We start from the raw sequence: 21,461 nt of genomic DNA on the forward strand, positions 1-21,461 counted from the left end.
GGCTGGTGTACGCTGCGAAACTCAAACTGGTTTCAACGAGGCGAGCGCCGCCAGAGCGCGCTCGCGCCCGGCATCGAGCGCCACCACCGGCTTCGGATAATCCTGCGCCCCGGCATCCCGGCGCTCCGCCGCCGAAGCGGTCCAGGGCTCGTGGATGACGCCGTCGTCGAGCCCGGCGATCTCCGGCACCCAGCGCCGCACATATCCCCCCTGCGGATCGAATTTCCGGCCCTGGGTGACGGGGTTGAAGATCCGGTAATAGGGCGAGGCATCGGCACCGGAGCCCGCGACCCATTGCCAGCTCGCGGCGTTGTTGGCCGGATCGGCATCGACCAGCGTGTCCCAGAACCAGCGCTCGCCCTCGCGCCAATCGATCAGCAGATGCTTGATCAGGAAGGAGGCGACGATCATCCGGACGCGGTTATGCATCCAGCCGGTGGTCCAGAGCTCGCGCATCCCGGCATCGACGATCGGGTAGCCCGTCCGGCCGCGCTGCCAGGCCGTCAGGGCCGGCGGGTCGCTCTGCCAGGGAAAGGCGTCGAAGCGCCGGTTGTAGTTCTGCCGCGCCAGCTCCGGATTGTAGTAGAGCAAATGGTAGGAGAATTCGCGCCAGCCGATCTCCGACAGGAATTTCTCGGCATCGGAGGCGCCGGCCGAGATCGCGCCGGAATCGCGGGCCGCCTGCGTGGCGTGCCAGATCTGCCGCGGCCCGATCTCGCCGAAGCGCAGATGCGGCGAGAGGCGCGAGGTCGTCACCGAATCGGGCCGGTTGCGCCCCTCGCCATAGCCGTCGAGCGGCCCGTCCAGAAAATCGTGCAGCCGGGTCTTCGCGCCCTCCTCGCCGGGCGTCCATTCCTCGCGCAGACCCCCCGCCCAATCGGGCCTGGTCGGTTCCAGGGCGAGCTCCTCGAGCGCGAGCGTCTGCCGGCGCAGATCCGGCGGCAAGGCCGGATTCGCCAGCCGCGCCGGCGCCGGGAGGGGGGCGTCGGGCTCACCCCGGGCACGCGCCGCCCGCCAATAGGGGGTGAAGACCTTCATCGGCTCGCCGATCTTGCTCTTCACCTGCCAGGGCTCGTTGAGCAGAGCCGTATTGCCGGTCTTCACCGTGCAGCCGGCGGCCGTCAGCTCCGCTTTCAGCGCCGTGTCGAGCGCGATGCTTTCGGCCTCGTAGCGCCGGTTCCAGGTCACCGTGCCGATTCCGCCGGCGCTGACCAGCGCCGGAATCAGGGCGGCGGGATCGCCCTTCAGCAGATGCAACGCACCGCCGCGCCGCGCGATCGCCCGCGACAGCGCGCGCAGCGACTGCGCCAGCCACCAGCGTGACGCCGCCCCGAGCGGCCGCCGCTCCGGCCCGTCATCCAGGATATAGACGAGAATGGCCGGGCCGGCCTCGAGCGCGGCGGTGAGCGCGGGATTATCGGCCAGCCGCAGATCGTCGCGGAACCAGTGCAGGGCAGGAGCTGTCATCCGGCCTAGCTAGGGCGAAGCGAGGGGGAAGGCCAGCCGTCCCCGGCCGCGTTGGCCGAATGCCGCGCCCGGCCTGCGCCCATGCGAAAAGGGCCCGGGCGATACACGCCCAGGCCCTTCGAAAATGCTGGCTCCCGGAGCAGGATTCGAACCTGCGACCAATCGATTAACAGTCGATTGCTCTACCGCTGAGCTATCCGGGATCGGTGGCCGCGTATACCCAGCGCGCCTTGATGGCGCAACCCCTTTCCGGCATTGCCGGGCCAGGAAATTGTGCCGGGCAATATTCTCGACCGATCCCGCGGGTTGCGCGCCGGATTATGTTGCAGCCTGCCGCCGCTTGTGGTTATACGCCCTCCACGGGTTCACGGCAGCGTGAGCCTGCGGAAGGCCTCGTGGCGGAGTGGTTACGCAGAGGACTGCAAATCCTTGCACCCCGGTTCGATTCCGGGCGAGGCCTCCAAGCACTTCGTGCTCGACCGATCTCACCGATCTCTCTCGTTTTTCATGCGGTCGCGCCTCCATTTCAGGGATGGGCGCCGGCCGGCTGCGACGCTCCCCGGCACCCCGCCCGGCCTCAGGGCGGGAAATAGGGCGGCACATAGCCCACGCAGCGGGCCTCCCCGCGCTTCGGGTTCAAGACCTCGAAGGCCAGCACCGCGCAATTATTGGGAGGGGCGGCCTTCCGCAATCCGGCGATATGCTCCGGCTCCGGGCGCAGCCATCTGAACGTCGTGACACTGCCGCCGGCATCATAGCGCGTGGTTCTCTGCCAATCCTGGGCGCCGGCATGGCCTGACAGGGCAGGCAGGAGCGCAGCCGCCCATAGACATTGCTTCAGTCGCGTTCCGGGACGGCGGGTCGCTTTCGCCCCGCCTCGGCTGTCCCATGTTAAAACATTCAGTGTCATCTCGAGCATCCCAAGGCCTCCGATGAGGCTCGCGGCGCAATCATCGCGCCAGCTCCGGGGAGCGACGGAGGCATGGGTGGCTGCAGCCGCAGGAGCCGGCCGGCCCGGCGCCGATACGGGCGGGCCTGACATTTCGTCCCAGTCGCCTATTCTCCCGGCCGAGCGAGGTGGACGGCACCAGGCTGGTCTCCGGCTATTTCGAAGCCGGAGACCAGGTCTAGGAACGATGCGGGCCCGGTCTGCCGGTGGCTAGCGCGGCACGCAGCGTCGCGATCGCGATCTCGCGGCATCCGTGCTGCGGCTGTCGCGGCTCGGCATGCGGCCGCCGGTCACCTCCATGACGTGGCCGGCGGGGCAGCGACGGCTCTCGACCAGCACGGTCTGGGGATAGCGGAGGGCGCCCTGCGCGGGCTCTTCCTTCAAAATGGTCTGGGCAGCTGCGGGAGCGGCGAGCCAGACAGAAGCGGCAATCGCGACAATCAGGGATCTCATCACCACTCCTGAGAAGACGAGTTTCGCAGACGCGACCGTATCTCATCGCGAGCCGGACAGGCTGCGACGCTCGCAAGCATTGCACCGATCGGCCTGAGGAACCACGGTTTTTCGCCTGGCCGGCCGTCAGCGCGCAGTCGCTCCCGGAGGCCGCAGCGCGGAGGCTGGACAGCTGGCGCCGGAGCCATCACCATCCGCGGGCCGCTCACATGCCGCGATCCCTTTGCGGACGATCCTTTGCGAGGTTGTCGTGACCCCATTCCCCCATGGCACCGTCCATCAGGCCGGCGAGGATCTGCAGGCGGCGGTGCTGGCCGATCCGGCGCTGCTGCAACTCTGGCAGGGCCTCACCCCGCTCGGCCGCAACGAGTTCATCTGCTGGGTCGATGACGCGAAGCAGGCGGCGACGCGCGAACGTCGGATCCGCAGGACCTGCGAGGAGGTGCTCGAGGGCAAGACGCGCCCCTGCTGCTGGGCGGGCTGCATCCACCGCACCGACAAGGCGCCGAGCCCCTGGCAGCAGGCGGTTTTGGTCGAGGGTCGGCGCCGGACCGGGCGGCGGAGCGGCTGACCGCTCGCCAGCCCGTCGCCTGAAGCGGAACCAACGCGCTCTCTCCCGGTATAGTCGGTAGCGCGCCCCGGGCGTGCGCCGGACCAGGGGATGAGATGAGCATTCGATACCTATCGGCCGCGATGCTCGCGGCCTGGCTGGCAGCGTTCCTGCCGCAGACCGCGCTGGCGCTGACGCCCGAGGCGGTCAATGCCGCGACGTTCGCCGATAGCGGCGCCAAGCCCGCCACCGGGCCGGACCCCTTCATCGTCAAGCTCCAGGTGCTGCTCAGCCGCCGCTCCATCTCGCCGGGGGTGATCGACGGGCTCGACGGCGAGAACGTCCGCAAGGCGGTGGCGCAGTTCCGCCGCCAGGAGCGGCTGGCGCCGGGTGACGAGATCGACGAGCAGGCCTGGGCGATCCTGGCCGGAGATAAGGTCGACGACGTGATCGGTGCCTATCGCGTGTCGGACAAGGACAGCGCCTATGAATTCGCCGACAGCATCCCGCGCGATTACGCGAAACAGGCGGAGATGAAGCGCCTCGCCTATGTCTCGCCGCAGGAGATGCTGGCCGAGCGCTTCCATATGAGCGAGGGGCTGCTCTCCGCGCTGAACCCCTCGGCCGATTTCGGCAAGACCGGCGAGGCGCTCGCCGTCGTCAATGTCCGGCGCGCGCTCGAGAAGGGCAGTGCGCGGCGGCTGGAGGCGGTGAAGAGCACCGGCATGCTGGTCGTCTATGGCGAGGGCGACGCGATCATCGCCAGCTACCCCGCCACGATCGGCAGCGAGGCGACACCGTCTCCCAGCGGCGACCACGAGATCGAGCGCATCGCGCGCAATCCGAACTACACCTATGATCCCGAGAAGAACTTCCAGCAGGGGCGCAATACGGAGCGGATGATCCTGCCGCCCGGTCCCAATGGCCCGGTCGGCACGATCTGGATCGCGCTCTCCAAGCCGACCTTCGGCATCCATGGCACGCCGGAGCCGTCCAAGGTCAGCAAGACCAGCTCGCATGGCTGCGTGCGGCTGACCAATTGGGATGCCGAGGAACTGGCCCAGCTGGTCGCCCCCGGGGTCCCCGTCCGCTTTGTCGATTGACCGCTCGCGCCGCTGCCTGCCGCTCCTGCCGGGCCTGATGCTGGCTCTGCTCTGCGGCCTGGCGCCGGACGCGTCGGAGGGGCGTGAGCGGGCTCGGACCCGTCCGCAGCCGGCGGCGGCGGAAAAGCCGGTCAGCGCACCACTGCCGCCTCGGCGCCCCTCCGCCTTGCGACCTGCGACCGCGCGCCCGGCCATCGTGCCGCCGGCCCGCGCCGACCAGGCCGTGAAACCCGTGGCGCGTGCCGCCGAGGCCTCGGAGCCGGGGCGCGCCGGCGATGCCACGGGCAGCCCCGCCGATCCGGCCGGACCCTTCCCGATGGGCTCGCCCTTGCCACCGCCCTCGGCCTGCCTCGCGGATTTCGCCGAAAGTGGCGCCGAGATCCTGCCCAACCCGGCCGATACCGGCAGTGGCGACTGCGAAGTCGAGGAGCCGGTGACCTTCAAGGCGATCAGGACCGCCGATGGCACGGTCACGCTGGACAATGCCGTCACCTTGCGCTGCGGCTTCGCGCTGGAGGTCGTGCGCTGGGTCCGGGAGGATCTCGTCGCCATCGCTGCCACGGACGGCCGCAAGCTGTCGAAGCTCGTCAGCACGGGCGGCCATGCCTGCCGCGGACGCAACCGGGTCGCGGGGGCGAAGCTCAGCGAACACGCCACCGGCAACGCGCTCGATCTCGGCCAGCTGCTGATGCAGGATGGCCGCGCCGTCCCGCTCTATGACCGCGAGCCCGCGACCAAAGCGCTGCGCGAGAGCGTCCGCCGGAGCGCCTGCGCCCGCTTCACCACCGTGCTCGGCCCCGGCGCCGACGCCTCGCATCAGGACCATCTCCATGTCGACCTGCGCCAGCGCGGGGGCGGCTACAAGATGTGCCAATGGACGGTGGAGTAGGGCGCGCGATCGCCTTCGGGGCCTGATCGCGGCAGCATCCAGTCTTGCCTTTTGCCGCCGCCTCCAACAAAAGCTGCTCATGGTCGCGAGGCCGTGCGGCAACGGTCCGGCGCGCCCTCTGACGGAGAGAGTGCTGATGGACAGTTTCGCTGCGCTGCGCCGCATGATGGTCGATTGCCAGCTGCGCACCTATGACGTCACCGACCGTGCCGTCCTGGCCGCCGCCGATACCGTTCCGCGCGAGGCCTTTTTGCCGCCGGACCTGTCGCATCTGGCCTATCTCGACCGTTCCGTCGCGATCCCGGGCACCGGCCGCACCTTGATGGCGCCGATGGTGGTGGCGCGGATGATCCAGTTTCTCGAATTGCAGCCGGGCGAGACCGTGCTGGAATATGGTGGTGGCACCGGCTACGGCGCCGCGCTGATGGCGCTGATGGGGATGGAAGCGACGCTGTACGAGCCCGACGAGGCCGCCCGGGCCCTCGCCGGCCCGGCGCTCGCAGCCGCCGGCGCCGCCGTGACGATCACCGGCACCGCCCCCGCGCCGCAGCGCTTCGATGCGGTGCTGGTCTCCGGCGCCTGCGAGATTGTGCCCGAGCCGCTGTTCGGGCTGATCAAGGAAGAGGGCCGGCTGATCGTGGTCGAGGGGGTCGGGCGCGCGGCACGCGTACGTCTTTACCAGAAGACCGGAGCCTCGATCGCGGCCCGTACCGTTTTCGACGCGGCCGCGCCAATTCTGTCGGAGTTCAAAAAGGTTCCCGGCTTCGTATTTTAGGTGGCAGGTGTCGCATTTTTGCGGCAGTGTCCCAAAGAAAAGCCTGCCGCCGGCCATTGCCATTGGCTGCCGCGCCCACTGCCGCTATCAATTGGGGCGAGATTCGAAGCCGAGGCTAGGGCGATGCCTGGGCGTGACTGTCGTTCGCGCAAGAGGCGTCCAGTGAAGCAGATGAGAAGCGGGAAGACCTCGAAGGGCCTGAGTGGCGGTACCGCGCTGGTTGCGCTGGTGCTCGCGTTCTCGGCTTCCGGCGCAGGCGCCCAGACCATGGACGCCGCGCTGGCGCGCGCCTATTCCGCCAATCCCACGCTCAACGCCCAGCGCGCCGCCGTCCGCGTCACCAATGAAAACGTGCCGCAGGCTCTCTCCGGCTATCGTCCGCGCATCACCGCATCCGCCGATATCGGCGCCAGCATCACGGAAGCGGATACGCCCGCCAACGCCACCGCCTCGGGCCGGCACAGCCGCAACGTGGCGCGGCTGAACCCGCGCGGCGCCGGCATTCAGATCGACCAGAACATTTTTGACAGCGGCAAGACGCGCAGCTCGGTCAGCCAGGCGGAATCACAGGTGCTCGGCGCCCGCGCCACTCTGCGCAATACCGAGCAGAACGTGCTGCTCGACGCGGCCACCTCCTATATGAACGTGCTGCGCGACACGGCGATCCTGACCCTCAACCGCAACAACGTCGAGGTGCTGGAGGAGCAGCTGCGCCAGACGCGGGATCGATTTCAGGTCGGGGAGGTGACGCGGACCGACGTCGCCCAGGCCGAGGCGCGCCTGTCGCAGTCGCAATCCCAGGCGATCCTGGCGGAATCGAACCTGAAAACCTCGATCGCGCGCTTTCGGCAGAATGTCGGCGCCGAGCCCAAGAGCCTCGCTCCCGGCCGGCCTGTCGAGAACCTCCTGCCCAGGAGCTTGCCTGCCGCGCTGGAAACGGCGCTGACCGGGCATCCCGCGATCCTCGCCTCGCTGCATGGCGTCGATGCGGCCGAGCTGCAGGTCAAGGTCGTCGAGGCCGATCTCTATCCGGTCATCGGCGTGCGCGGCGCCGTGCAGCAGCGCTATGACAGCACCTCCTTCGGCGACAACCGGACGAGCGCCAGCCTCGTCGGCACGCTGACCATCCCGATCTACGAGGGCGGCCAGGTCTATTCCCGCACCCGCCAGGCCAAGGAGACGGCCGGGCAGAGGCGCATCGAGGTCGATACGCAGCGCGACACCGTGCGCGCCGCGGTGGTCTCCGCCTGGGGCTCGCTCGAAGCCGCCAAGGCGCAGATCGTCGCCGCGCAGGCGCAGGTCCAGGCCGCCGAGACGGCGCTCTCGGGCGTGCGCGAGGAGGCCAAGGTCGGCCAGCGCACGACGCTCGACGTGCTGAACGCCCAGCAGGAGCTGGTCAGCGCGCGCTCGTCGCTCGTCGCCGCCCAGCGCGACCGGGTGGTCGCCTCCTATGCCGTGCTATCGGCCACCGGGCGGCTGTCGGCCGAGGTGCTGAAGCTGCGGACCGATATCTATGACGCGCGCCGCCATTACGATCAGGTCAAGGGCCTGGCCTGGGGCACGCAGACGCCCGACGGGCGCTGAGCGGGCATGGGCGGCCCGCTCCGGCGGTCCGCCATGGACAGCCCGCTCGCTAGCTGGCGACATTCCGGCAACACAAGCGAATCTCCTGTGGGCCGGCCCCGTCCGCGCCTTGTGCGATTCGGCACGAATGGAATACTCGCCAATGGCGTATCCGGTGATTCTGAGATGCGCCGTGTCGAGTGATCCGGACCCCAGATGAGCGCGCAGCCGAAGCCAAACGAACCGTCCATGGAGGAGATTCTCGCCTCCATCAGACGGATCATCTCGGATGACGACAAGCCGGCCGAACCGCCGCCGCCGGCTCCGGACGATGATCTGCGCTCGCTGCTCGCCGGTGCCGCCTCGCTCCAGCCCGCCAATGAGCCCGCGCCGGTCGAGGACGAGGACGTGCTCGATCTCGGCGCCGAGGCTCAGCCGCTCGCAGCTGTCGAAGCCGAGCCCGCTCCGCCGGAAATGCAGGATATCGAATTTCTCGAGCCGGAGCTGACGGAGCCTGCCCCGCAACCGGCGCCCGAGCCCGTCGCCGCGGCCTTCATGCCGCCGCCCCAACCGGAGCCTCAGCGGGATCCGCCGCAAACGCAGCCGCAGGCCTTCGACATGGCGCAGCTGCTCTCGGACCAGACCAGCCACGCCGTGACCAGCGCCTTCGGCCAGCTCGCCCACACCGTGCTCACCAACAACGCACGGACGCTGGAGGATCTGGTCAAGGACATGCTGAAGCCGATGCTGAAGACCTGGCTGGACGATAATCTGCCGACGATGGTCGAGCGGCTGGTGCGCGCCGAGATCGAGCGCGTCGCCCGCGGCGGCCGAAGCTAGCGCGCCGCGCGCCTGCCGGTCAGGCGAGGCGCACGGCGGAAGTCAACAGCCAAGCGTCCGGATCGGCCGTGCCGCCGGACGCTCATCCTCAGTCGCGGCGCTGGCCGCGGTTCTGCCCGGCGGCGGTGTTGCCCTCGAAGGCGCCGGCCTCACGCAGCTTCTTGAAGGCGAAACCGGCGATCGCGAGCGCAGCCGTCGGGGCGCCGAGGCGCGAAACCAGCATGGCGAGCCCGACCGCGACGGGGCGGGGATAGCGCCCGGAGGCGGCTTCCGTAGCCAGCCAGGCGCCGAGTGCATGGACGATCAAATTCATCGGGACTTCCCTTTCCTGCTGATGATCAGCCGCTTTACAGCGAGACTTTGCGATTGGTTCCGAGATCGGGCTTCCCGCCGGTCACGGCCGCGACCGCCATCTTGACGCTGGTCACGATCTTGCCGGGGCTGTCCCAGAATTCCGCCATGGAGGGCCGCACGCGCAGCACGCGGATCGACGGATCGTCCTTGCTGTCCCAGAACGCCTTGGCGGCGGGGGACCAGAGCTCCTCGACCTTGCGGCGGTCGTCCATGACATTGGCGGTGCCGGTCACGGAGACATAGCGATAGCCGCCATTATCCGCGAAGGTCAGGCAGACATTGTCGTTGATCGCGACCTCGTCGTCTTTGTGGTCGCGGGCATCGGTGAGGAAATAGATCGCATCCTCGTCGCGGCTCGGATGAGCGCTCATCGGCCGCGCGCGCAATTCATCGCCCGAGCCGTCGTGAGTCACCAGCATGCACAGGCCGATATCCTCGATCAGCGTCCAGACCCGGTCCTGATCAGTATGGTGTGTCATCGTCTATCCTCCGCTTTCGGGGGTTAGAACGAGCGGACGCTGCGCGTGTTCCCTGCGGTTGCACCGGCCGTGCCCGGGGCCGGCGGACAGATACGGAGATTGACGGGCGGGTATCGCTTGGGCTCTTAAGGCGGCAGACCTTTTGGCCCGTGATGAGTGGCCGGGGCGGGCACCCCGGCCCTTTTTGCGTTCGAGCGAAGCGATGATGGACAAGACATTCGAGCCTGCAGCCGTCGAGGCGCGCATCAGCCTGGCCTGGGAGAAGGCCGAGGCGTTCAAGGCCGGGCGCGGGGCCGCCGCCGGGGCCGAGCCCTATTGCATCGTCATCCCGCCACCGAACGTCACCGGCTCGCTGCATATGGGCCACGCGCTCAACAACACCCTGCAGGACGTGCTGTGCCGTTTCGAGCGGATGCGCGGCAAGGACGTGCTCTGGCAGCCCGGGACCGACCATGCCGGCATCGCCACGCAGATGGTGGTGGAGCGCAAGCTCGCGGCGGAAAACCGCAGCGACCGCCGGACCATGGGCCGCGAAGCCTTTCTGGAGGAGGTCTGGCGCTGGAAGGAGGAATCCGGCGGGACCATCGTCAACCAGCTGAAGCGGCTCGGCGCCTCCTGTGACTGGTCGCGCGAACGTTTCACCATGGATGAGGGGCTGAGCGCGGCCGTCCTCAAGGTCTTCGTCGCCCTGCACAAGCAGGGGCTGATCTATCGCGCCAAGCGCCTGGTCAATTGGGACCCGAAATTCCAGACAGCCATCTCCGACCTCGAAGTGCTGCAGGTCGAGGCGTCGGGCACCTTCAAATGGCAGAGCGGCGGGGAGGAGGCGTTCGACGCCGCCAAGCTCGACAAGGCGCTGAACCGCAATCCCGGCGGGCACCTCTATTACTTCAACTATCCCCTGGAAGGCGTCACCTACGACGCCGGCGACCCCTCCACTTTCATCCAGGTGGCGACGACGCGGCCGGAGACCATGCTCGGGGACAGCGGCGTCGCGGTCCATCCGGAAAATCCGACGCTCGCGCATCTCATCGGCCGCAACGCAGTCCTGCCGCTGGTCGGAAGGCTGATCCCGATCGTGCCGGACGCCTATGCCGACCCGGAGAAGGGCACCGGCGCGGTCAAGATCACGCCCGCGCATGATTTCAACGATTTCGAGGTCGGCAAGCGCCACAAGCTGGCGATCATCAACATGCTCGATGCCGAGGCCCGGATCCTGCTCTCGGACAATGAGGATTTCCTGGAGGGGGCGTCGCCGGAGCCGGAGACGCTCGCTTTGCACGGGCTCGACCGCTTCGCCGCGCGCCGGGCCGTCGTCGCCTTGATGGCGGCCCGCGGCCATCTCGCGAAGATCGAGCCGCATGCCCATACCGTTCCGCATGGCGACCGTTCGGACGTCGTGATCGAGCCCTGGCTGACCGACCAATGGTATGTCGACGTGAAGCCGCTGGCGCAGCGCGCCCTGCAGGCGGTCCGTGACGGCCGCACCAAATTCACCCCCGAGAGTTGGACGAAGGTCTATTACGACTGGCTCGAGAATATCGAGCCCTGGTGCGTCTCGCGCCAGCTCTGGTGGGGCCACCAGATCCCGGCCTGGTATGGGCCGGATGGCGAGGTCTTCGTCGCGGAATCGGAGGCGGCGGCCCAGGCATCGGCGCTGTCTCACTATGGCGGGACGGTGCAGCTGACGCGTGACGAGGACGTGCTCGACACCTGGTTCTCCTCGGCGCTCTGGCCGTTCTCGACGCTGGGCTGGCCGGAGGAGACGGCCGAGCTGCAGCGCTATTACCCCACCGCCACCCTCGTCACCGCCTTCGACATCATCTTCTTCTGGGTCGCCCGGATGATGATGATGGGCCTCAACTTCATGGATGAGGTGCCGTTCAGGGACGTTTACATCCACGCCATCGTTCGCGACGAGAAGGGCGCGAAGATGTCGAAGTCCAAGGGCAACGTCATCGACCCGCTGACCCTGGTCGACAAATACGGGGCCGATGCGCTGCGCTTCACGCTGGCGGCCATGGCGGCGCAGGGCCGCGACATCAAGCTCAGCACGGCGCGGGTCGAGGGCTATCGCAATTTCGCGACCAAGATCTGGAACGCCGCCCGCTTCGCCGAGATGAATGGCTGCGCCAGGGCGGAGGGCTTCGACCCGGCCGCCGTCGAGCAGCCGCTCAATCGCTGGATCCTCAGCGAGGCGGCGCGCGCGGCCGAGGAGATCGCCGCCGGCATCCCGAGTTTCCGCTTCAACGATGCCGCGGGCGCCGCCTATCGCTTCGTCTGGAACCAGTTCTGCGACTGGTATCTGGAGCTCGCCAAGCCCGTCCTGCAGGGGGAGGGCGTCGATCCCGCGGAGAAAGCGGAGACCCAGGCCACGGTCGCCCATCTGCTCGATTTGATCTGCCAGCTTCTCCATCCGTTCATGCCGTTCCTCACCGAGGAGCTCTGGGCGCAGAAGGCCGGGATCGGGGCGCCGCGCCGGCAGGCGGCGGATGTCGATCTCGTCTGCCTGACCCGCTGGCCCGATCTCTCCGGGCTGGCCGACGCGGAAGCGGAAGCCGAGATCGGCTTCGTCGTCGATCTCATCTCCGACATCCGATCGGTCCGCTCCGAGGTGAACGTCCCGGCCGGGACGCAGGCGCCGCTCGTCCTCGTCAACGCATCGGCCGCGACTCGGACGATCATCGAGACCTGGCGGCCGATGATCGAGCGGCTGGCGCGCATCGCCGGCATCAGCTTCGAGAGCGTGGTGCCCGGGCAATCGGCCCAGATCATCGTGCGCGGCGAGGTGGCGGCGCTGCCGCTGTCGGGCATCATCGATCTCGAGGTCGAGCGGGCGCGCCTGACCAAGGAGGCCGCCAAGCTCGACCAGGACATCGCGACGGTCGACCGCAAGCTCGGCAATCCCGATTTCATGGCGCGCGCGCCCGAAGAGATCGTCGAGGAGAACCGCGAGCGCCGGGCCGCCGCCGAGGCGCGCAAGCTCAAGGTGGCGGAGGCGCTGGCGCGGCTGGCCTGAGGCCCCACCGGGCTTCCGCTGCGCCCGTAGCGGAGGGAAGAGTCTCATCCTCGCCACGGCAGCGCCCAGAAATTGACCTTCCTGTAAGAGAGCTCTGGCATTCTCATCGCGGGACCGCTAGATGCGCGTGAGGCGCAACGCTGCCATGCAGCGCCGCCTCATGCTGCTCTATCAGTCGCCGAAATCCAGGACGGGTTGACCCTTCGCCATGCTGAAGCGCGCTTATGACGGGCTGGTATCCTACGCATCCCACCCGGCGGCACCCTGGCTTCTGTTTTTCCTGACCTTCGTCGAGAGCTCGGTCAGCCCGCTTCCGCCCCTGCCGCTGCTGCTGCCGATGTGCATCGCCCGGCCCGACCGCGCCTGGTTCTATGCCGGCGTCTGCTCTCTCGGCGCCGTTTTGGGCGGCTATCTCGGCTATGCGATCGGCGCGCTGCTCTACGATTCCCTCGGCTCCTGGCTGATCGGCATCTACGGGCTGCAGGACAAGGCCGCCGAGCTGATCGCCACCTCGCAGGATTTCTGGTTCTGGGTGCTGGTCACCAAGGGGCTGACGCCGATCCCGTTCAAGATCGTCACGATCATGTCCGGCTTCCTGCATTTCGACATCTGGAAGTTCACGGTCGGCATGGTCGTCTCGCGCGTCACCTTCTTCGCGATAATCGCCGTCGCACTGCGCTTCTACGGCGACGACATCCGCATCTTCATCGAGAAGCATCTGCCGATGACGGCGCTGGCGCTGGTCGTGATCATCGTCGGCGGCTTCTTCGTCCTGCCCGCCGTTCTCTGAGCCGGACCGGCGGCGGCTGTGGCGCCGCCGCAACAGCTCCCACGCATTCTGTCCGGCAGGCTGCGAGGAGATGGAACCGCCCCGATCCCGCCACAAACAGGCCTCAGCTGAAAGAGGCGATAAATGACTGAGATCTTGAGGAATTAAGATCTGGAACGAGCGGTCCGGAGAGCCCTTGTGGCGCGCCGGATCGGTGTCGGGGAACGTTGCGTCCGCCTCGCGCCGCGTGGCAGAGCAGCCTCGCGCCGGACCGAGCGCAGGGTGGACAGGGGCAAGAAAAATGGACGCGCGGGTATTCGATAAGTCCAGGCTGCCGAGCCGGCATGTCAGCGTCGGCCCGGCCCGTGCGCCGCACCGCTCCTATTACTACGCCATGGGCATGACCGCCCGGCAGATCGCGCAGCCCTTCGTCGGCGTCGCCTCCTGCTGGAACGAGGCCGCGCCCTGCAACATCGCCCTGATGCGCCAGGCGCAGGCGGTGAAGAAGGGCGTCGCCTCGGCCAATGGCACGCCCCGGGAATTCTGCACCATCTCGGTCACCGACGGCATCGCCATGGGGCATCAGGGGATGAAATCCTCGCTCGCCTCGCGCGAATGCATCGCCGATTCCGTCGAGCTCACCATGCGCGGCCATTGCTATGACGCGCTCGTCGGCCTCGCCGGCTGCGACAAATCCCTGCCCGGCATGATGATGGCGATGGTGCGGCTGAACGTGCCGTCGATCTTCATCTATGGCGGGTCGATCCTGCCCGGCACCTTCAAGGGCAAGCCGGTCACGGTTCAGGATGTGTTCGAGGCGGTCGGAAAGCATTCGGTCGGCGCGATGTCGGACGAGGATCTGCAGGAGTTGGAGGAGGCGGCCTGCCCGTCCTCGGGCTCGTGCGGCGCGCAATTTACCGCCAACACCATGGCGACCGTCGCCGAGGCGATCGGCCTGGCGCTGCCCTATAGCTGCGGCGCGCCGGCGCCCTACGACATGCGCGACACCTTCTGCTACACCGCCGGCGAGATGGTGATGGAGCTGGTCGCGCGCAACATCCGCCCGCGCGACATCGTCACCCGCAAGGCGCTGGAGAACGCCGCCACCGTCGTCGCGGCCTCCGGGGGCTCGACCAATGCCGCGCTCCACCTGCCGGCGATCGCCCATGAATGCGGCATCGATTTCGATCTCTTCGCCGTCGCCGAGATCTTCAAGAAGACGCCCTATATCGCCGATCTCAAGCCGGGCGGGAAATACGTCGCCAAGGACATGTTCGAGGTCGGCGGCATCCCGCTGCTGATGAAGACCCTGCTCGATCAGGGCTATCTCCATGGCGACTGCATGACGGTCACCGGCCGGACGATCGCGGAGAACCTCGCCGCGGTGAAATGGAACGATCAGCAGGACGTGGTGCGCGCCGCCGACAAGCCGCTCTCGCCGAATGGCGGCGTGGTCGGGCTGCAGGGCAATCTCGCTCCCGAAGGCGCGATCGTGAAGATCGCCGGCATGACAACGGAACAGCTGACCTTCACCGGTCCCGCCCGCTGCTTCGATTGCGAGGAAGACGCCTTCGAGGCCGTCACCAACCGGCGCTACGAGATCGGCGACGTCATCGTCATCCGCTATGAGGGGCCCAAGGGCGGCCCCGGCATGCGCGAGATGCTGTCCACCACCGCCGCCCTTTACGGGCAGGGCATGGGCGACAAGGTCGCGCTGATCACCGATGGCCGCTTTTCCGGCGCCACCCGCGGCTTCTGCGTCGGCCATGTCGGGCCGGAGGCCGCCGTCGGCGGGCCGATCGCCCTGCTGCGCGACGGCGACATCATCGAGCTCGACGCCATCACAGGAAAGCTCGCATGCCGCCTTTCTGATGCCGAACTTGCGGAGCGACGTAAGGCCTGGGAGCCGCGCAAGACCGACTACACCTCCGGCGCGCTCTGGAAATATGCCCAGACCGTCGGCTCAGCCAAGGGCGGGGCTGTGACCCATCCCGGAGGAGCGGCCGAGATTCAGTGCTATGCGGATATCTGACACCATTCTTGCAGCCGCTTTCGTGATCCTGGGCAGCCATCAGGCCGCCTGGGCGCAGGCGGCTGGGGATGGCCGCCCCGTGCCGCCGCTGCCGATTCCCGGCGTCGCGCTGCCGGAGCCGGATGTCGAGGTCGCCGCCCCCGCGCCCGGCGCACGGGTGATCGCCCCCGCGCCCCAGGGCCCGGCGGCGCATATGGCGCTTCCGCTCGCGCCCTTCACCAATACCCGCGACGCGATCCGCGCCTGGATGCGCGATTCGACGGCGGGCAATCACCGCGGCGCCGTGCGCGCGCTGGAATATGCCGCCGCCCAGGGCAACCTCACCGCTCAGTTCAAGCTGGCCAAGATGTATGCCGGCGGGGAGGGCGTTCCCGCCAGCGATCTCAAGGCCTTCGAGTATTTTTCGAAGATCGCGGACGAGAATGCCGACGTGATCCCCGGCACGGCCGATGGGCGAATCGTCGGCAGCGCCTTCGTCGCGCTGGGCAGCTATTTCGTCGACGGCATCAAGGGCACCTATGTCCGGCCCAACCCCGAACGCGCCTTCGACATGTTCCATTACGCCGCCACCTATTTCGGCGAGCCGGAGGGCCAGTACAATCTCGCCCGGCTCTATCTGAAGGGTGAGGGCGCCGTGCGCGATCCGCGCCAGGCCGCGCGCTGGATGAAGCTCGCCGCCGAGAAGGGCCATGCGCCGGCCCGCGCCGTCTTCGGCGACATGCTGATCCGGGGCGGCGAGGGGGTTCCGCGCCATCCGGTGATCGGCCTGATGTGGCTCTCGCTCGCCCGGGAAGGCGCCGATCCCGCCCGCGACGGCTGGATTCTCGAGCGCTACGACGCGGCCTTCGCCGCCGCCAGCCCCGCCGACCGCACCGCCGCTCTGGCGCTGGCCGAGCGCCAGAGCGCGACGCTCGGCCGGACCGCCGCGAGCCGCTGACGGGCGGCGGCTGCATCCGGAGGCGAGGCTCCCGCGTAGCCGGAGAACCCGCCGCCGGAGCCATAACGATGCGCCTCGTTCTCCTGATCCCTCTCCTCATGGCGGCGCTGCCCGCCGCCGCCCAGGCTCCCGCCTCGGAGGATTACGAGCGATGGGCGCCGCTGACCGATCCCTTTCCCAGCACCGGGGGCGGCGGCATCATGATCCATGATTATGATCCGGTGGTCGCCGACGGGCGGTGCAGCACGCGCTTCCGGGCGATCGAGCCGAACGGCACCGTCTATCGCAACAGCATCGTCTTCGAGGCCACCCAGGTCCAGGGCGGCGTGCTCTGCAGCCAGGGCCGCTGGCGCTCCGAGGACGGCACAGCCGCGGGGACCACGCCCTTCCGGGTGTTCATCAAGGACGGGATCAAGCGCGGCAGCCCCGATTGACCGCGAATGCGGCGCTCGCTCATCCGATCGCAAACGACCGGCGTAGACAGCACCAGACCCATGGTCACGAGGAGCTCAGGGATGCCGACGAGAATTTTGATGTCTGCCGGCCTGCTGATCGGCCTGGCCGGCGCCGCCCACGCCAACACGCAGCTGCAGGGAGGCGAGATCAAGCAGCTCGTCTCCGGCAAGCGGATCTATCTCGCCGCACCGATCGGCGGCGAATTCCCGCTCTTCTACCGGCCGGACGGGCAGGTCGACGGCTCCGGCGAAGCGATCGGCCTCGGCCGCTTCCTGAAGCCCAAGGATAAGGGGCGCTGGTGGGTGAGGGGCGATTCGCTCTGCCAGAAATGGGAGACCTGGTATGAGGGCCGCACCATGTGCTTCACCCTCACCGATCTCGGTGGCAACCGCCTGCGCTGGGTCCAGGACAATGGCGATAGCGGCGTCGCCCGCATCGGCCGCTGACCAGCCTGTGCCGGCAGCGCCACACCCGGCCGAAATCGGTTCAAAACAAGGCAGCGGTTGACTTTCGCCGCATTTTCGACACCTTGTGCCCGCCCAACAGGGGCGCGGCCTCGGTGTCGGCGGAGCGATCCGCCTGCATTAACGGCCGCTTAATCGGATTGCCCGTTAATCGTACGAGGCAGGCAGAAGCCTGTCGCGCGCGAGCAGGCCGATTGTGGTTCGTGGCTGAAAAGGCGGAATGACGGCATGACGAGAGGCGCAACCTCCCCGGCTCCGGACACGCAGTGCAGCGCGAGCGGAGCGATCGATGGGCCGTCGACCATGACAACGCGGATCCTCAGGGTTGGTTGCATCGCGCTGACGGGTCTGTTCCTGGCGAATTGCGCCAATGACCAGGTCGCCCGGCGCAAATCCAAGGAAATCGGCGCCTTCCCCGAGTCGAAATACGGCCCCGCCAGCCGCCGCGTCATCGCCGAGGGGCAGGAAGTGCCCAAGGGCGGCGGACGCCAGCTGGTCGGGAAGAGCTATTCCGTCGCCGGCAAGCGCTACACCCCCTATGAGAAGCCGACCGGCTACACCGCGGTTGGCACCGCCTCCTGGTATGGCGAGGCCTTCCATGGCCGCCGCACCGCCAATGGCGAGATCTATGACCGCCACGGCATCAGCGCCGCCCATCCCACCATGCCGCTCCCGGCCTATGCCCGCGTCACCAACATGCTGAACGGGCGTTCGATCATCGTGCGCGTCAACGACCGCGGCCCCTATCATGGCGGCCGGGTCATGGACGTCTCGCAGAAGACCGCCGATGCGCTGGCCTTCCGCCATCTCGGCACGGCCCGCATCAAGCTCGAATATCTCGGCCAGGCCTCGCTGGCCGGCTCCGACGACAGGCTGCTCCTGGCGACGTTGCGGACCGACGGCCAGCCGGCCGCGATCCCCGGCACCAGCGCCCGCACCATGGTCGCGAGCAACGCGCCGCCCGCCACCGCGCGGCAGGCCAGCGCCGATCTCGACGAGGATGTGCCGGCTCCGGTACAGCAGCCCGCTCCCACGGTCCGCGCCTATGCCCCGGCTCCGGTGATCGCCCCGCAGGCCCCGGTCGCCGCGGCCGTGATGTCGACCGCGACGCCCGGCGGCGTGCCGGTCCGCGCGGCCCTGCCGCCGAGCCGCCCCTTCGATCTCGACACCATCGCCAATGCGGGCTCGCCCGTCCTGCTGCGCAGCGGCCTGCCGGCGGCACGGCCCGCGGTGCGCGGCAGCGGCAGCGTCGCCAGCCTGTTCGCGGCGCCGGAGCAGCATCCGACCGCCCGCTTCGCGCGCAACCATCCGCTCTCGGCGAGCGTGGTGCCGCAGGCCTTCCAGCCGCTGTCGCGCAATTGACGTGAAGCGGGCTTGACCGCCCGCCTGGCTCTGCCTCACATCGGGGCCATGACCGTTCCCGCGCCGTCTCCACGCCCGCTATCTCGGCCGATGCGCCTGCTCGCCGCGCTTCTGGCGGCGTTGGCGCTGGCCCTGCCGCTCGCGGGGACCGCGCAGGCCCAGGCGTTCCAGTCGCAGGCGCCCCACGCGATCCTGCTCGACGCTGAAAGCGGGACGGTTCTCTACGAGAAAGCCGCCGACGAGCTGATGGCGCCCGCCAGCCTCGCAAAAATCGCGACGGCGGTCGTGGCGTTCGAGGAGATCGCGCAGGGGCGGTTGAGCCTCGACAGCGAGATCACCATTTCCGAGAACGCCTGGCGCAAGGGCGGTGGCGTCTCCGGCGGCTCGACCATGTTCGCCCAGCTGAACAGCCGGGTGAAGCTCTCCGACATTCTGATGGGGCTGATCGTCCAGTCCGGCAATGATGCGGCCATCGCGCTGGCCGAGGCGATCGCCGGCGACGAGGCCACTTTCGCGCGGCTGATGACGGAACGGGTGCGGGCGCTCGGCCTGAGCAAATCCGTCTTCCGGAACGCCACGGGCATGGGCGACCCGCAGCAGCGCGTCACGGCGCGCGAATTGGCGCTGCTGTCGAACCACATCATCAGGACCTATCCCGAACTCTACAAAATGTTCGGCCAGCGCGACTTCACCTGGAACAAGATCCGCCAGCAGAACCGCAACCCGCTGCTGACCATGGATATCGGCGCCGACGGGCTGAAGACCGGCAATATCGACGAATCCGGCTATGGCCTCGTCGGCTCGGCGGTGCAGAACGGGCAGAGACTGATCGTCGTCGTCAACGGGCTGAAGACTGCACGCGACCGCGCCTCGGAGGCGCGCAAGCTGCTGGAATGGGGGTTCCGCGCCTTCGAGCCGCGCGCCATCTTCCAGCCCGGCGAGGTCGTCGGCGAGGCCAGCGTCTTCGGCGGGGCCAAGGGACGCGTCGCGCTGAAGGCGAAGAGCGGCATCAGCCTGCTCCTGCCGCGCGGGTCGAGCGACCGGCTGAGCGCGCGGATCGTCTATCGCGGCCCGCTGATGGCGCCGGTCCAGGAAGGCGCGGAGGTGGCGAAGCTGCAGGTCATGCGCGGCACGCTCAATGCGCTGGAAGTCCCGCTCTACGCGGCCGAATCCGTCCCGCAGGGCCCGCTGCAGAGCCGGGCGCTCGACGCGCTGCTCGAGGCTTCGACCGGCTGGATCCGCAAAGCCCTCAAGGGAAGCTGAGCGGTCCCGTGCTGCGATCCCGTTTCATCACGCTGGAAGGCGGCGAAGGCGCCGGCAAATCGACGCTGGCGCGCGCCCTGGCCGAGCGTCTCCGGGCCATGGGCGTTTCCGTGGAGCTGACGCGCGAGCCCGGCGGCTCGGCCCGCGCCGAGGCGATCCGCGAGGCGATCCTCGCGGGAGCGATCAAGCCGCATGGCGCCTTCGCCGAAGCGCTGATGTTCTCGGCCGCGCGGATTGACCATATCGACACGCTGATCCGCCCGGCGCTGATGCGCGGCAGCTGGGTGATCTGCGACCGCTTTCTCGATTCGACGCGGGTCTATCAGGGCGCCTCCGGCGGGGTCGATGCGACATTGCTCGCCGAACTCGAAGCGGTGACCGTCGACGGCCTCCTGCCCGATCTGACGCTGATCCTGGATCTCGACCCCGAAATCGGCCTGAGGCGTGCCGCGAGCCGCCGCCATCCGGGAGAGGCGAGTGATCGTTTCGAAAGCGAAACGCTCGACTTCCACCGTCGGCTGCGCGACGCCTATCTCGCCATCGCGGCGCAGGAGCCCGAGCGCTGCCTCGTGCTCGACGCCACGCTGTCGCCCGATGCGCTGGCGGATGCGGCCTGGCGGGCGATCGGCGAGCGGCTGCTGCAGCCGGCGGAGGTGTGATGCTGCAGACCAGCGACGAGCCCGACCGCCTGCCCAGCGCGCCGCATCCGCGCGAGACGCTGGCGCTGATCGGGCACCAGACCCAGGAACAGGCCTTCCTCGACGCCTTGCGCTCGGGGCGGATGCATCATGCCTGGCTGCTCGGCGGGCCCGACGGAATCGGCAAGGCGAGCTTCGCCTATCGCGCCGCGCGCTTCATGCTGGCGGCCGGAGAGCCGACCGCGCGGGCCTCCCGGGCGACGAGCCTCGCCATGCCGGAGGAAGACCCCGCGACGCGGCGGATCATGGCGCAATCGCATCCGGATCTGCATGTGCTGCGCCGTGTGCCCAAGCCCGACGGCAAGGGCTGGAGCAGCAACATCCCGGTCCCGGCGGTGCGGCGCGTGCTGGATCGTTTCGGCTCCAGCGCGGCGGAGGGCGGCTGGCGCATCTGCATCGTCGATTCCGTCGAGGATATGGAACGCCCCTCGGCCAACGCCTTCCTGAAGCTGCTGGAGGAGCCGCCGCCGCGCGCGCTCTTCCTGCTCGTCGCCCATGCGCCCGGCCGGATGCTGCCGACCATCCGCTCCCGCTGCCGCCTGCTCGGCTTCCAGGCGCTGTCGCAGGCGGATGTCGCGGAGGCCGGCCGCATCGCACTGGAGCGCATGGGCGGGCCCTTCGACGCCTCGGCGCTCGGCCGCGCCGCCGGCCTATCCGACGGCTCGGTGCGCCGGGCGCTGACCTATGTCGATCCGGAAACGCTGGCCCTGGTCGAGGCCGTGCGCGCCAGGCTCGACGCGCTGCCGGGGCTCGACGTCACGGCGCTGCTGGCGCTGGCCGAGGATGTCGCGGGCAAGACGGGCGAGGGCGATTTCTGGATCATGATCGACGCCATCCAGAGCTGGATCGGCGACCATCTCCACGCCCATGCCGGCGCCGGCCCGGCGCGCCTTGCACCGCTTGCGGAGGTATGGGAAAAGCTTGCGCGCGCGGCCCGGGAGGTCGAGACTTACAATCTCGACCGCAGGCCGCTCGTCCTATCGATGTTTCATGATCTGTCGGATGCGGTTCGCCGGTCGCGCGCAGCGTGAATCGAACC

At 68.6% G+C, this 21,461-nt stretch carries 21 protein-coding genes and 2 tRNA genes; 17 read left to right on the forward strand and 6 right to left on the reverse strand.

All coding sequences use genetic code 11. The features are described 5' to 3' along the window. Positions 1 to 21: 21 nt before the first annotated feature. Both ASG72_RS14825 and ASG72_RS14830 read right to left on the reverse strand, forming a co-directional pair. Complete coding sequence (locus tag ASG72_RS14825; protein ID WP_056713497.1) at positions 22 to 1,467, reverse strand: deoxyribodipyrimidine photo-lyase; 1,446 nt, start codon at positions 1,465 to 1,467, stop codon at positions 22 to 24. A 128-nt stretch (positions 1,468 to 1,595) separates the two neighbouring features. Next, positions 1,596 to 1,670, reverse strand: a tRNA-Asn gene (locus ASG72_RS14830). Between the two features lie 186 nt (positions 1,671 to 1,856). On the opposite strand from ASG72_RS14830, the gene ASG72_RS14835 reads away from it, so the two are divergent. Then, positions 1,857 to 1,930: transfer RNA gene (locus ASG72_RS14835), tRNA-Cys, on the forward strand. A gap of 114 nt (positions 1,931 to 2,044) precedes the next feature. Here ASG72_RS14835 and ASG72_RS21175 read toward each other — a convergent pair. Both ASG72_RS21175 and ASG72_RS20830 read right to left on the reverse strand, forming a co-directional pair. After that, on the reverse strand, positions 2,045 to 2,386 hold the full coding sequence (locus tag ASG72_RS21175; protein WP_156395980.1) for a hypothetical protein: 342 nt from the start codon (positions 2,384 to 2,386) through the stop codon (positions 2,045 to 2,047). Between the two features lie 240 nt (positions 2,387 to 2,626). Further along, positions 2,627 to 2,869: a DUF6719 family protein gene (locus ASG72_RS20830; protein WP_156395981.1), complete on the reverse strand. Its 243-nt coding sequence runs from the start codon at positions 2,867 to 2,869 to the stop codon at positions 2,627 to 2,629. Between the two features lie 250 nt (positions 2,870 to 3,119). On the opposite strand from ASG72_RS20830, the gene ASG72_RS14840 reads away from it, so the two are divergent. The 6 genes from ASG72_RS14840 to ASG72_RS21305 all read left to right on the forward strand — a co-directional run bounded on the left by ASG72_RS14840 (position 3,120) and on the right by ASG72_RS21305 (position 8,589). Continuing rightward, positions 3,120 to 3,440: a YdeI/OmpD-associated family protein gene (locus tag ASG72_RS14840; protein ID WP_056713499.1), complete on the forward strand. Its 321-nt coding sequence runs from the start codon at positions 3,120 to 3,122 to the stop codon at positions 3,438 to 3,440. A gap of 95 nt (positions 3,441 to 3,535) precedes the next feature. Then, positions 3,536 to 4,522 (forward strand): L,D-transpeptidase, encoded by a 987-nt coding sequence (locus ASG72_RS14845; RefSeq protein ID WP_056713500.1) that lies wholly within the window; start codon positions 3,536 to 3,538, stop codon positions 4,520 to 4,522. Between the two features lie 166 nt (positions 4,523 to 4,688). Then, positions 4,689 to 5,411, forward strand: coding sequence for an extensin family protein (locus ASG72_RS14850; protein ID WP_162246254.1), 723 nt, complete (start codon positions 4,689 to 4,691; stop codon positions 5,409 to 5,411). Positions 5,412 to 5,547: 136 nt separating this feature from the next. After that, the gene (locus tag ASG72_RS14855) at positions 5,548 to 6,186 is read left to right on the forward strand and encodes a hypothetical protein (protein ID WP_056713504.1); all 639 of its coding nucleotides are present in this window, start codon (positions 5,548 to 5,550) and stop codon (positions 6,184 to 6,186) included. A 171-nt stretch (positions 6,187 to 6,357) separates the two neighbouring features. Next, positions 6,358 to 7,770, forward strand: a complete 1,413-nt coding sequence (locus ASG72_RS14860) for a TolC family outer membrane protein (RefSeq protein ID WP_056714779.1) — start codon at positions 6,358 to 6,360, stop codon at positions 7,768 to 7,770. A 597-nt stretch (positions 7,771 to 8,367) separates the two neighbouring features. Beyond that, positions 8,368 to 8,589, forward strand: coding sequence for a DUF2497 domain-containing protein (locus tag ASG72_RS21305; protein WP_244488841.1), 222 nt, complete (start codon positions 8,368 to 8,370; stop codon positions 8,587 to 8,589). Between the two features lie 88 nt (positions 8,590 to 8,677). On the opposite strand, the gene ASG72_RS14870 is transcribed toward ASG72_RS21305, so the two are convergent. Together ASG72_RS14870 and ASG72_RS14875 are read right to left on the reverse strand one after the other, a co-directional pair. Continuing rightward, positions 8,678 to 8,902, reverse strand: a complete 225-nt coding sequence (locus ASG72_RS14870; protein WP_056713508.1) for a hypothetical protein — start codon at positions 8,900 to 8,902, stop codon at positions 8,678 to 8,680. A 34-nt stretch (positions 8,903 to 8,936) separates the two neighbouring features. Then, positions 8,937 to 9,422, reverse strand: a complete 486-nt coding sequence (locus ASG72_RS14875) for a pyridoxamine 5'-phosphate oxidase family protein (RefSeq protein ID WP_056713510.1) — start codon at positions 9,420 to 9,422, stop codon at positions 8,937 to 8,939. Between the two features lie 202 nt (positions 9,423 to 9,624). Here ASG72_RS14875 and ASG72_RS14880 point away from each other — a divergent pair, with 202 nt between their 5' ends. The 10 genes from ASG72_RS14880 to ASG72_RS14925 all read left to right on the forward strand — a co-directional run bounded on the left by ASG72_RS14880 (position 9,625) and on the right by ASG72_RS14925 (position 21,453). Next, positions 9,625 to 12,441 carry a valine--tRNA ligase gene (locus tag ASG72_RS14880; protein ID WP_056713512.1) on the forward strand — a complete coding sequence of 939 codons (2,817 nt, stop codon included), beginning with the start codon at positions 9,625 to 9,627 and terminating at the stop codon, positions 12,439 to 12,441. A 208-nt stretch (positions 12,442 to 12,649) separates the two neighbouring features. Beyond that, positions 12,650 to 13,231 (forward strand): DedA family protein, encoded by a 582-nt coding sequence (locus tag ASG72_RS14885; RefSeq protein ID WP_056713514.1) that lies wholly within the window; start codon positions 12,650 to 12,652, stop codon positions 13,229 to 13,231. 280 nt (positions 13,232 to 13,511) lie between these two features. Further along, positions 13,512 to 15,242 carry a dihydroxy-acid dehydratase gene (ilvD, locus tag ASG72_RS14890; protein WP_056713516.1) on the forward strand — a complete coding sequence of 577 codons (1,731 nt, stop codon included), beginning with the start codon at positions 13,512 to 13,514 and terminating at the stop codon, positions 15,240 to 15,242. Continuing rightward, positions 15,229 to 16,179: a tetratricopeptide repeat protein gene (locus ASG72_RS14895; RefSeq protein WP_244488815.1), complete on the forward strand. Its 951-nt coding sequence runs from the start codon at positions 15,229 to 15,231 to the stop codon at positions 16,177 to 16,179. The genes ilvD and ASG72_RS14895 overlap by 14 nt, the downstream gene beginning before the upstream one ends. A 68-nt stretch (positions 16,180 to 16,247) precedes the next feature. Further along, on the forward strand, positions 16,248 to 16,613 hold the full coding sequence (locus ASG72_RS14900; protein ID WP_156395983.1) for a hypothetical protein: 366 nt from the start codon (positions 16,248 to 16,250) through the stop codon (positions 16,611 to 16,613). A gap of 99 nt (positions 16,614 to 16,712) precedes the next feature. Then, positions 16,713 to 17,081, forward strand: a complete 369-nt coding sequence (locus tag ASG72_RS14905; RefSeq protein ID WP_056713522.1) for a hypothetical protein — start codon at positions 16,713 to 16,715, stop codon at positions 17,079 to 17,081. 321 nt (positions 17,082 to 17,402) lie between these two features. Next, complete coding sequence (locus tag ASG72_RS21425) at positions 17,403 to 18,461, forward strand: septal ring lytic transglycosylase RlpA family protein (protein WP_082540365.1); 1,059 nt, start codon at positions 17,403 to 17,405, stop codon at positions 18,459 to 18,461. A 90-nt stretch (positions 18,462 to 18,551) separates the two neighbouring features. Then, complete coding sequence (locus ASG72_RS21315; protein ID WP_056713523.1) at positions 18,552 to 19,724, forward strand: D-alanyl-D-alanine carboxypeptidase family protein; 1,173 nt, start codon at positions 18,552 to 18,554, stop codon at positions 19,722 to 19,724. An 11-nt stretch (positions 19,725 to 19,735) separates the two neighbouring features. Continuing rightward, positions 19,736 to 20,383 carry a dTMP kinase gene (gene tmk, locus ASG72_RS21320; protein ID WP_244488842.1) on the forward strand — a complete coding sequence of 216 codons (648 nt, stop codon included), beginning with the start codon at positions 19,736 to 19,738 and terminating at the stop codon, positions 20,381 to 20,383. Further along, positions 20,383 to 21,453 (forward strand): DNA polymerase III subunit delta', encoded by a 1,071-nt coding sequence (locus ASG72_RS14925; RefSeq protein WP_056713526.1) that lies wholly within the window; start codon positions 20,383 to 20,385, stop codon positions 21,451 to 21,453. The genes tmk and ASG72_RS14925 overlap by 1 nt, the downstream gene beginning before the upstream one ends. Positions 21,454 to 21,461 lie beyond the last annotated feature (8 nt).

This window comes from Allobosea sp. Leaf344, from assembly GCF_001426225.1.
GTDB lineage: Bacteria > Pseudomonadota > Alphaproteobacteria > Rhizobiales > Beijerinckiaceae > Allobosea.